Annotated in this window: 13 protein-coding genes and 1 other annotated feature; of the genes, 1 reads left to right on the forward strand and 12 read right to left on the reverse strand. The window is 30.8% G+C overall.

Annotation, left to right across the window (positions count from 1 at the left end; genetic code table 11):
• The 5 genes from FAY47_RS01135 to ytxC all read right to left on the reverse strand — a co-directional run.
• Nucleotides 1–747 (reverse strand): RNA methyltransferase (locus FAY47_RS01135; RefSeq protein WP_143314764.1); only part of this gene is annotated, 747 nt, incomplete at its 3' end.
• 205 nt (nt 748–952) lie between these two features.
• On the reverse strand, nt 953–1,312 hold the full coding sequence (gene rplT / locus FAY47_RS01140) for a 50S ribosomal protein L20 (protein ID WP_143314561.1): 360 nt from the start codon (nt 1,310–1,312) through the stop codon (nt 953–955).
• A gap of 24 nt (nt 1,313–1,336) precedes the next feature.
• Nucleotides 1,337–1,534: a 50S ribosomal protein L35 gene (rpmI, locus tag FAY47_RS01145; protein ID WP_143314562.1), complete on the reverse strand. Its 198-nt coding sequence runs from the start codon at nt 1,532–1,534 to the stop codon at nt 1,337–1,339.
• A gap of 21 nt (nt 1,535–1,555) precedes the next feature.
• Nucleotides 1,556–2,077, reverse strand: coding sequence for a translation initiation factor IF-3 (gene infC / locus FAY47_RS01150; protein ID WP_143314563.1), 522 nt, complete (start codon nt 2,075–2,077; stop codon nt 1,556–1,558).
• A 26-nt stretch (nt 2,078–2,103) separates the two neighbouring features.
• Nucleotides 2,104–2,226 (reverse strand) — a sequence feature (ribosomal protein L20 leader region).
• Between the two features lie 50 nt (nt 2,227–2,276).
• Nucleotides 2,277–3,140: a putative sporulation protein YtxC gene (gene ytxC, locus FAY47_RS01155; RefSeq protein WP_143314564.1), complete on the reverse strand. Its 864-nt coding sequence runs from the start codon at nt 3,138–3,140 to the stop codon at nt 2,277–2,279.
• A gap of 140 nt (nt 3,141–3,280) precedes the next feature.
• Here ytxC and FAY47_RS01160 point away from each other — a divergent pair, with 140 nt between their 5' ends.
• The gene (locus tag FAY47_RS01160) at nt 3,281–3,982 is read left to right on the forward strand and encodes a DUF6873 family GME fold protein (protein ID WP_143314565.1); all 702 of its coding nucleotides are present in this window, start codon (nt 3,281–3,283) and stop codon (nt 3,980–3,982) included.
• 95 nt (nt 3,983–4,077) lie between these two features.
• Here the strand turns inward: FAY47_RS01160 and FAY47_RS01165 are convergent, their stop codons facing one another.
• From FAY47_RS01165 to FAY47_RS01195, 7 genes are all read right to left on the reverse strand, one after another.
• A complete protein-coding gene (locus FAY47_RS01165; protein ID WP_143314566.1) occupies nt 4,078–4,704 on the reverse strand; it encodes an HD domain-containing protein in 627 nt (208 codons plus the stop codon).
• Nucleotides 4,705–4,807: 103 nt separating this feature from the next.
• On the reverse strand, nt 4,808–6,451 hold the full coding sequence (locus FAY47_RS01170; RefSeq protein WP_143314567.1) for a peptide ABC transporter substrate-binding protein: 1,644 nt from the start codon (nt 6,449–6,451) through the stop codon (nt 4,808–4,810).
• 54 nt (nt 6,452–6,505) lie between these two features.
• Nucleotides 6,506–7,480: a dipeptide ABC transporter ATP-binding protein gene (locus tag FAY47_RS01175; protein ID WP_143314568.1), complete on the reverse strand. Its 975-nt coding sequence runs from the start codon at nt 7,478–7,480 to the stop codon at nt 6,506–6,508.
• The gene (locus FAY47_RS01180; RefSeq protein WP_143314569.1) at nt 7,480–8,487 is read right to left on the reverse strand and encodes an ABC transporter ATP-binding protein; all 1,008 of its coding nucleotides are present in this window, start codon (nt 8,485–8,487) and stop codon (nt 7,480–7,482) included. The genes FAY47_RS01175 and FAY47_RS01180 overlap by 1 nt, the downstream gene beginning before the upstream one ends.
• Nucleotides 8,488–8,506: 19 nt before the next feature.
• Nucleotides 8,507–9,448 (reverse strand): ABC transporter permease, encoded by a 942-nt coding sequence (locus FAY47_RS01185; RefSeq protein WP_143314570.1) that lies wholly within the window; start codon nt 9,446–9,448, stop codon nt 8,507–8,509.
• Nucleotides 9,449–9,463: 15 nt separating this feature from the next.
• Entirely contained in the window at nt 9,464–10,390 is a 927-nt protein-coding gene (locus FAY47_RS01190) for an ABC transporter permease (protein ID WP_143314571.1), read from the reverse strand.
• Nucleotides 10,391–10,724: 334 nt separating this feature from the next.
• Complete coding sequence (locus FAY47_RS01195) at nt 10,725–11,456, reverse strand: LytTR family DNA-binding domain-containing protein (protein ID WP_185966679.1); 732 nt, start codon at nt 11,454–11,456, stop codon at nt 10,725–10,727.
• Nucleotide 11,457: the final 1 nt, after the last annotated feature.

Below are 11,457 nucleotides of genomic sequence, written 5' to 3' on the forward strand. Positions count from 1 at the left end.
TAATATAACCGATGTTGCTATAGCAACATTTAAAGATTCTGCTCCTCCTGGCATAGGTACCTTAACCTTTTTATCTGAAAGATTGTATATCTCCTCACTAACACCATTTCCTTCATTTCCAACTGAAATAATAATCTTTCCAGTTAAATCTTCTTTAAAGAAATCCTTATCTCCTTCCAAAGAAGTAGAAACTAGTGAAAATCCTCTATCTATTAATTTTTTTGTAATGCTATTATTTTCATCATCATTAATGATAGGAATATGAAATAACGATCCCATGGTAGATCTTATAGTTTTATCATTATAAACATCCACAGTCCCCTTTGTTAATATAACGCCATCCACACCGGCCGCATGAGCAGTTCTAATTATAGTTCCTAAATTACCAGGATCCTGAAGTTTATCACATAACAAATAAAAACTTCCTTCAAAGCTTATATCTAGCTTCTTCATCCCAACAACTGCTACAATTCCTTGTGGTTTTTCTGTAGAACACAACTCTCTTAATAAATCATCTCTTAATCCATAAATTTTCGTCTTATTTATATATTTTCCAAGATATTCATTAAGTTTTTCTACTTCACCGCTAAAGAATATATAATCTACAGAAACACCTGCTTTAAATGCTTCTTCTATAAGCCTAAATCCTTCTATTATATATTTAGAAATTTTATTTCTGCCTTTTCTATCCTTAAGTTTTTTTGTTTCTTTGTACAAAGTATTATCTTTACTTTCTATGAAAATCAAAGTTTACACCCCTACTATTTTATATTAACTATCTTACCTTCTATAATACTATAATCAGATGATAATTCAATATACTTGAAAATACTAATTTATGTTCAATTCTATCGTCCATATCCTTTTCATGTAATAAAGCTGCTCTATCTTATATATCTATTATTTTTTGCAAAAAAAAACGCGACACTTTGTCGCATTTCTATTATATATATTAAGCGTTTATGTTTTTCTTAGCTACTTCTACTAAATCAGCAAATGCCTTTGGATCATTTATAGCTATTTCTGATAACATCTTTCTGTTGATGTCAACACCAGCTAATTTCATTCCGTTCATGAACTTTGAATATGAAAGACCATTCATTCTTGTAGCAGCATTTATTCTAGCTATCCATAATCTTCTATAATCTCTCTTCTTTAATCTTCTTCCAACATATGCATTTCTTAATGCTCTTATAACTGATTCATTAGCTGTTTTAAATAACTTACTCTTTCCACCGTAGTATCCTTTTGCAAGCTTTAAAACTTTTTTATGATTCTTACGAGAATTAACCGCTCTTTTTACTCTTGCCATTCTTTAAACCTCCTGTACCAATTCTTATAGATATGGTAATAATTTCTTCATTGCTTTTTCTTGAGTAGTTGAAACATATCCCGCTTTTCTAAGATTTCTCTTTCTCTTTGCACTTTTCTTAGTTAGGATATGGCTTCTGAAAGCCTTTGCTCTCTTTAATTTACCTGTACCTGTTAATTTGAATCTTTTTGCTGCACCTCTATGAGTTTTCATTTTTGGCATTGCTTAATTCCTCCTCTCAGTTTATGCCTTTTTAGGGCCTACAACCATCGTCATATTTCTTCCTTCTCTTTTAGCTGGCTTTTCGATAATACATACATCTTCAAGCTTGCTCGCGAAGTTTTCTAGAATCTTTAGTCCTAAATGACCAAGTTCCATTTCCCTTCCTCTAAATCTGACAGTGATCTTAACTTTGTCTCCATCTAATAAGAACTTTCTTGCATTTTTAGCTTTAATTTCGATATCATGTTCTTCAATTGTAAGGCTTACCCTTACTTCCTTTATACTGATAACCTTTTGCTTTTTCTTAGCTTCCTTTTCCTTCTTAGATTGCTCATATATGAATTTTCCTAAATCCATAATCTTGCAAACTGGTGGCTTAGCTCCAGGTGATATCATAACTAAATCTAACTCTGCTTCATCAGCCATATTTTGAGCTTCTTTAGTAGCTATTACACCTAATTGACTTCCGTCAGCTGCTATAACTCTTATTTCTTTTTCTCTTATATCCTCATTAACTATATAATTTTTGTTAATAGTTTTCACCTCCGAAAAATAAAAGCAATATTCTATATATAATAAAAAGACGGCAGTATACTGCCGTCCTATATTATCAACAAAATCATCGCGATAAATAACCACGCTAGCTATCAATTGATGCTGCAAGGTGAGAAACGGCGTTTCTTCTTAACGTATTTAATTCTATCACCCAATAACTGTGATGTCAACATTTTTATTAAAAAATCTAATTATAAACTTTTTTAAACGTTACTCTATCTCCAAATACATTAGTAATTGTATCAATAAATTCTTTATTTGTACAATCCTCTTTACCCTGAATTACGATATGATTTGGAGCATTAGTGATTAATCCACTAATAACAATATCTTCAACACTAGCATCAATTCCTAATTTACATTCTGATAAATCTCTTAAAAAAGAACTAAAAATATCATTACCATATTCATCAGTAATTTTATATCCTCCAGTAGAGTTTATTTCTATATTTACTTCTTGTATTTTACTTTCTTGAATGTCTACAAAGTACTTTAATAATTTAATAAATTCCTTATATTCCTTTTCTACCATATATTTTTCTACTACTTTATCAATTATATCTTCGATATCTTCTCTAAGTTCCCTCATCCTGAAGGTAATAAACCCATTTATATTAATCATCTTATTTTCTTCAATGCAATATTTAATCTTCTCAATTATAGAATTAACTTTGTTTGCGCAATAAACAAACATATCATCCCTTGGTCCTTGCTCTCCAATAAGCACTTTCATAATTTCTTCTTCAACTTCTAATATTTCCTCTTGTCTTAAAAAGAAATAAGTGTCTGTTAAAAATTGAAACATTTCTTTTTCTTTATATTTCTTAATAACTATATTGTATAGAATATTGCTTATATATAAATTTATTCTATTACAGGTCTTTTCATCATAACCTTCATCATCACAAACCACCTTAACTACATGAGTTATCCCATCTAATCTTTCAACTACTCCAATAACTACATTTCTCTTTCTGAGAATATCCTTTAACTCTTGTAGCTCTTTAACAAAATCTAATTCACCTGAATAAGCTAATTCCTGTACAAGCATGGGTTTCACTCCCTTCCTAGTAATAGTATGTATTAAAATTTCAGCTATATACAGAATTTATTTTTCAGCTTTTGTCTACTTGATTTTTTTAATTTTTAATAGTAACTTATCCTTATAATGAATTATTTAAGGAGCGTTTCATGTTTTGTTTTGTAGATTATAGAATTACTCGTGAAGAAATAAATAACCTTATCAAGCATAAGCTTACACCTATTATTATTCCTAAATGCATAGAAGTTTATGATGCCATTGATGGTCATGTTGATATTCAACTGAATATCCTAAATAAAGAAGAAAAGACTGTAATAATACAAAAAAATATAAATAAAAGCTTTCTAACTACCTTATCTTCTAATAACATAAAATACATATTATCAGAAAAATCACTTGGAAGCTTATATCCAAATGATATAGGTTTAAATGCGCTAATAACTGAAAAATATTTTATCCATAACATAAATTTTACTGATAAAAATCTACTTGAAAGTCAATTAACTAAAAAGATAATCAATGTTAAACAAGGTTATACAAAGTGTTCAATATTACCAATTAAAGATGATGTGTTTATAACTAGTGATAAAGGTATTTTTAACTCCTTGAAAGATGAAGAAATTGATGTTTTACTCATTCCTGAAGGAGATATTCTTTTACCTCCTTTAAATTACGGTTTTATCGGAGGAATAGGTGGCATGATCTCTGAAAATAAACTTGGACTATTTGGCGAACTGAATAATTACAATTACGGTGATGAAGTATACAAATTTTTATATAAATACGATATCGAACCTATTAGCCTAAAAAAAGGGAAATTAATTGATAGGGGTAGTCTTATGGTTCTTTAACTTCCATATATATTACGTGGTTAAGATGTAAATTGTTCTCAAATAGAAGTGTTTTAAATTTTTTTATATAAAAGATTCAGATGCTATAATTATTCCTATAGCATCTGAATCTTTCCATATTTTTCTTTAAATTTCTTTATCTCATTTCTAACTTCTTCTTTATCCTTATCTGAAAGGCCACCTCTTCCTAATCTATCACTTAAAAATACCATGGACAAGTCATCTAAGTCAGTATATCTCTTCATACCTTCAATGTCTGAATATGGCATTTTGCCCATTACATATAAGAGGTGCATATGGTACCTTATTAGTTTTATTGTTTTTACAATAAATTTTTCATCATCTATAAAATAACTCAAAAACTTTCTTCCCTCTTCCTCTCCAACTTTATCATGATCATAAGAAATCCATCTTCCTTTACGAAGTTTTGTAGTAGTAAGTTTTCCTAAATCATGTAGTAGCAAACACCACATAAATGATCTTTTATCCTTAACTTCATCCAAAACCTTAGCGCCTTCATCTACAACCATCATGGTGTGTATCCATACATTGCCCTCTGGGTGATGTTTAGGAGACTGCTGAATTTTCTCTAGCCCCTTAATTTCACTAAATGGGTATTCATCCAAGATACCTTTATCTTTCAATTCATTTAAGAATATAGATGGTTTTTTATCCTTTAATAGATGCTCTTCAATCTCTTCATAAAGCTTCTTTCCACTCATAATAATAACCTCCATAAAATCCTGCTTATTTCTAAATTTATTATACCCTACAAACAAAAAAAATCTCGTAACAAGAATAATCTTATTACGAGATTTAAAATTACTATTCAGCCATATAAGCTTTAACAAAGTATACTTGACCTAAAGGTGATACTCTCATATCCTTAACCTTAGGATCAATTCCTTTTACAAAAGTATAATAGTATATTGGAACTATTGGCATTTCTTCCATTAATATATTTTCTGCTTCTCTCATATGTTGAGCTCTAGTTTTTGCATCAGTTTCTAATTGTGCTTTTTTGATTAATTCATCATATTTTGGATTTGCGAATTTAGCGTCATTATTTCCTCCGCCAGTCATCCACATATCTAAGAAACTCATTGGATCAGCATAGTCAGCACTCCAACCATGTCTAGCAATTTCATAACTACCATTTTCTCTTGATTTTTGGAATACCTTCCATTCTTCATTTTGTAAGTTAACTTTAACACCGATTTGTGCCCACATTTGTTGAACAGCTTCAGCTATTAACTTATTACCTTCAGCAGTGTTATACTTTAATTGGAAAGTAGGAAGTCCTTCACCATTTGGATATCCTGCATCAGCTAATAATTTCTTAGCTCCTTCAACATCAAACTTAGTTTCATCCCAATACTTTTTATCAGCAAAATCTTTACCGTCTATTTCTATACCTTTAGGTACGAATGAATAAGCAGGTTCTTGACCACCCTTAGCAACTTCTTTAACAATCTTTTCTCTATCTATAGCAAGATTAAGTGCTTTTCTAACATTTTTGTTATCTAAAGCTTTCTTAACTTCTGGCTTAAGTTGTTCAGTTTTATTTCCAACATTTAAACAATAGAAGTATGTTCCTAAATTTGGAGAAATTTGAACTAATCCAGATTGTTTACCACTTTCTATTTCTGCTACTGGTACAGTATCTATTGAAGTAAGTTCTCCATTCTTTAATGACGCATAAGCAGAAGTTTCATCTACTATCATCTTAAATGTTAACTTATTAAGCTTAACCTTATCTTTATCATAGTAATTGTCATTTTTAACAAATACGTAAGAATCTTTCATATTATATTCTTGTAACTTAAATGCCCCATCAGTTACATAAGTAGAAGGATCTGTAGTCCAATCATTTGGATGAGCTGAGATTACATCTTCTCTTAATGGCATATAAGTTGCAAATGCAGTTAACTCTAAGAAGTAAGTTGTTGGTTTTTCTAATTTTACTTCTAATGTTAAATCATCAACAACTTTAATTCCTAATGCATCTGCTGAACCTTTTCCAGTGTTATATGCTTCTCCACCTTTTATATAATACAATTGGTAAGCATAATTCGCAGCTGTTTTTGGATCTAAAGCTCTTTTCCAAGAATAAGCAAAATCCTTTGCAGTAACTTGTTGTCCATCAGACCATTTAGCATCATCTCTTAAATGGAATGTATAAGTCAATCCATCTGAAGAAATATCACAGCTCTTCGCTATTCCTGGCTCTGCCTTATCACTATCATAAGTTTTATAAAGTCCTTCAAAAGCATTAGCTATTACTATAGATCCATCAATTGCTTTATTTAATGTTGGATCTACTGTTTCAACTTCTGCTCCCAAGTTATGAACCATTTCTTGTTTAGCGCCCTTTCCGCTATCCTTTCCTCCACAACCAACTAATGTTGTCGCACCTAAAGCTAATGCTAAAGTTATAGCACAAAGCTTTTTAATTTTACTTTTTTGCATATTTGTTCCCCCTTAATAGATTTATTATAATTTGCTTAATGCAAAATAATAAGCTTATAAATTATGACACGCTACAAAATGACCTTTTTTAACTTCCCTCATCACTGGATCTTCCTGTCCACAGATTTCAGTTGCATATTTGCATCTTCCTTTGAATCTACACCCCTTTGGTGGATCAATTGGTGAAGGAATATCACCTTCCAATATTATCCTTTTGCTATTTTTAGCTTCCTTAGGATCAGGTATTGGAACCGCTGATAATAAAGCTTTTGTATAAGGATGCATAGGATTAGTATAAACATCATCACTAGTACCCTTTTCAACTAATTTACCTAGATACATAACTCCTATATGAGTAGAAATATGCTTTACCATAGATAAATCGTGCGCAATAAATAAGTATGTTAATCCAAGTTCCTCTTGAAGTTCCTCAAGCATATTTATAACTTGTGCTTGAATAGATACATCTAAAGCCGATATAGGCTCATCACAAACTATTAAATCCGGTTCAACTGCAAGTGCCCTTGCAATTCCAATTCTTTGTCTTTGACCGCCTGAAAATTCATGAGGATACCTGTTTATATGAGATCCATTTAGCCCTACTTTATCAAGTAAGTATCTAATTCTATCTTCTCTCTCTTTCCCAGAGTATAATTTGTGAATATCTATTGCTTCTCCAATTATATCTCCTACTGTCATCCTTGGATTCAAAGATGCATAAGGATCTTGGAATATCATTTGCATATTCCTTCTTAAAGGAACCATTTCTTTATCACTAAGTTTTGAAATATCTTTTCCTTTAAATATAATTTCTCCTGAAGTTGGCTGATAAAGTTTAAGTACTGTCCTACCTGTAGTAGTCTTACCGCAACCTGATTCCCCAACAAGTCCTAACGTTTCACCCTTATTTATTGTAAATGATACATCATCTACAGCCTTTACATAACTTTTTTGACTAAACAACCCCTTGTTTGCAGGGAAAAATTTACATAAATTTTTAACTTCTAAAACAACCTCTTTATTTCCCATTACTTATCTCCTCCCAATGTTGACTCTACCTTTGGCGCATTTTCATGGCATAACCAACAAGCTGCTTTATGTCCTTTTTCTATTTCAAATAGAGGTGGCTGTTTTTCCATACATATTTTCATTGTATGATCACATCTATCTGCAAACGGACATCCTACAGGAGGTTTAAATAAATCTGGTGGTTGCCCCTCAATTGGTATAAGTTTTTCTTTCATATCACTCTTAGGATTAGGTACAGATTTTAATAGTCCCCATGTATATGGATGTTTTCCTCTATAGAAGATATCTTCATCTGTTCCTTCTTCTACAACAAGTCCACCGTACATTACATATATTCTAGTACATAAATCTGCCACAACACCTAAATCGTGCGTAATTAAAATAATAGCTGTATTTAATCTATTCTTTAAATCTTTCATTAAATCGAGGATTTGTGCTTGGATTGTAACATCTAAAGCAGTAGTTGGCTCATCTGCTATTATTAGCTCAGGTTTACAAATCAAACTCATGGCTATCATTACTCTTTGTCTCATACCTCCTGAAAATTCATGAGGATATTGTTTAACTCTTTTTTCTGGGCTAGGAATTCCTACTAATGAGAGCATCTTTACAGCTTCATCTAGAGCTTCTTTTTTACTAACACCTTTATGTTTTATTAAAGATTCAGTTAATTGATCACCTATTGTTAAAACTGGATTAAGAGATGTCATAGGATCTTGGAATATCATTCCTATCTTATTTCCTCTTATTGTTTCCATTTCTTTTTCTGTAAATTTAGTTATATCTTTTCCATTGAATATGATCTCACCATCAACAATTTTACCATTGCTTCCAAGCAATCTCATTATGCTCATCATACTTACTGATTTACCACAACCTGATTCACCAACTATACCAATAGCTTCCCCTTTATTTAAATAAATATTCGTACCTCTTACTGCTTTTACTTCCCCTATATGAGTATCGAAGGAAGTTTTAAGTCCTTTTACTTTTAACAATTCGTCCATACTTATTTTTCCTCCTACTCTATCTTTGATTCTTAGGATCTAAAGCTTCTGTAAGCCCGTCTCCTAGTAAGTTAAATGATAGTATTATAATACATATCGCAGCAGCTGGGAAGAATAATTGATATGGATGTACATATATTGCCTTCATAGCATCATTACATAAAGTACCAAGTGAAGCTAAAGGCGCATTTATTCCAAGTCCTAAGAAACTTAAAAAAGCCTCAGTAAATATTGCTTCTGGAATTAATAATGTCATTGTAACAATTATTGAGCTTACGCAGTTTGGTATTAAGTGTCTAACTAATATTCTTGCTTTAGAAGCACCTAATGATTTTGCTGCTAGCACGAAATCTTGTTCTTTTAATTGAAGTATATCACCTCTAACTATTCTAGCCATACCTACCCAATATGATATAGAAAGAGCAATAATTATATTTCCAATACCGCTACCACCATCTTTGCTTGTAAAGAATGCCATTAACAATATTACATAGATAATAGTTGGTATAGAATATAATACATCAACTATTCTCATCATTACATTATCAACCTTACCACCTATGAAACCTGCAATTCCTCCATAAAAAACACCGATAACAAGATTGATAATAGCCGCAGCCACACCAATTGTTAAAGAATATCTCGCTCCATACATTACTCTAACAAATAAGTCTCTTCCTAATGCATCAGTTCCAAAGATATGTGCTCCCCCTGGATTAGCATTAGTATTCGTTAAATCATTTGCATCATAAGTAAATGATGATACAAGTGGAACGCTAATTGCAGCAACAATACATAAAATAACTACAATTAACGAAACTATCGCTACTTTATTGCTTTTCAATCTTCTCCAAGCATCTTTCCAATATCCAACACTTGGTCTTACTACTTGTTCAAACTTTTTTTCTTCAGCGCTTAAAGGTGTAAACAAGCTTTTATCTAAATCATTTAAATTTTCCATTTTTGTCTTCCTTCCTTACACTTCTGGCTTATCCAATTTTATTCTTGGATCTACTATTACATACATAATATCAACTAAAATGTTACATACTACTATTAATGTACTATAAAATACTAATACTCCTAGTAATGCTGAATAATCTCTATTTGTAACTGTGGATACAAATTCGCTACCAAGACCTGGAATTGCGAATATGCTTTCTACTACGAAACTTCCTGTCAATACCCCAGCTATTAATGGCCCAAGGTATGTAATAACTGGAATCAAGGAATTTCTTAAAGCATGTTTAAAAATAATAGTCCTTCCACTTAATCCTTTAGCCTTTGCTGTTCTTATATAATCCGATTTTAAAACATCAATTAACTTACTTCTAGTTAATCTAGTTATAAATGACGTCGCACTAGCTGCTAGTGCTATAGACGGCATAACCAAATGTTTCCAACTAGTAAACCCTGTTGTCGGTAAAATATGTAATTTGCTTGCTAAGACATATATTAGCAGTGCACTCATAACAAAGCTTGGAATTGTTATACCAAGTGTTGCTAAAAACATACATAGCCTATCTGGCCATTTACCAGATTTTAAAGCCGAAACAACTCCTAAACTTACACCTACTACTACTGCTAATGCTACTGCAACTCCTCCAAGTTTAGCAGATTTAGGGAATGTTGTTTTAATTGTCTTACTTACGTCCCTTCCAACAAACTTCATAGATTCACCCAAATCTCCTTTTAAAAGATTTGACATATAGATTTTATATTGCTCACCCACCGGCTTGTCTAATCCATACTTTGCCTCTAAGTTTGCTTTTATTTCAGGCGTTATTTTGTCTCCATCAAATGGACCCCCTGGCATTAATCTTACAAGAAAAAATGTTATAGTAATAACTGCCCATATAGTAATTATTCCTGTAAGAAGTCTTTTAAAAATGTACCTTAACAACTTCATCTCTCCCTTATTCCTTAATATAGATACACATGTCCTTATTAACAATTATATATAGATAAATGGATTTGTCAAATAAACTCGCATTTTATTTACACTACTATTAGTTATTTTAATATTCATTTGCAAGATTAAATTATTGATTTGTTAAAATATATTTATTCTTAGAATACGTTTTCACTTTTTATTTATGCTATTTTACAATTTATTCTACTATTTGTGTAAATAGAATTTTTTTACTAGATATTTTTTCCATAATAAAAATATTAACTTTTTATACTAAAAAAACAAAAAAATTAAAGTGATAAACACTTTAACTCTTTCTTTCATTTTATATAATCTTTGATAATTTGGACATTCGCCCAAATCCAATCTTACATTTTTCACCGTTATTCATTAATACATATTTTCTACTCTTGCTCATAGCCTTTACATATTTTAGATTAATTAAAACCTTTCGATTAACCATAAAGAAGTTCTTCCCAGCTTTACTCTCTAAATCTTTCAATCTCCCATTAAACTCTATTTGTCTATTTACACCATGTAATACAATTTTTTGAGTTTTAGAATCGAGTTCAAAAAATATTATTTTTTCTTTATCAAAGCACAATTTCTTTTTTCCTATATCTATAGATAATATTCTATCATCCTCTAAATCATTAGCTTCTTTAATAGAATTAGCCTTAACTAAACATTCCTTTACCTTATTTAGCATAGAATCAATTTCATCCTTTATTATAAAATCCATTGCTTCAATTTTATATTGGAATGTTAAAACACTCAATTCGCTATGAGTAGTAACAAAAATTATGAATCCATTTTTATCATGTTTTCTTATAATTTGAGCTAGCTCTAAGCCATGAATATCTTCCCCTAAATCAATATCTATGAAATATAGCCCAACAGTACCTTTTCCTTCAATACTACAAATCAAATCTTTGGCTTTATCTGTACTAAGCGCCAATTCCATATCTAAGCCATCCTCATCTATAGTCTTTTCTACAAAGTTAGTCAACCTTTCTCTTTGGCCTATGTCATCTTCAATTATATATACCTTTAACATT

It is taken from the genome of Clostridium sp. HBUAS56017 (assembly GCF_007115085.1).
Taxonomy (GTDB): Bacteria; Bacillota; Clostridia; order Clostridiales; family Clostridiaceae; genus Clostridium; species Clostridium cibarium.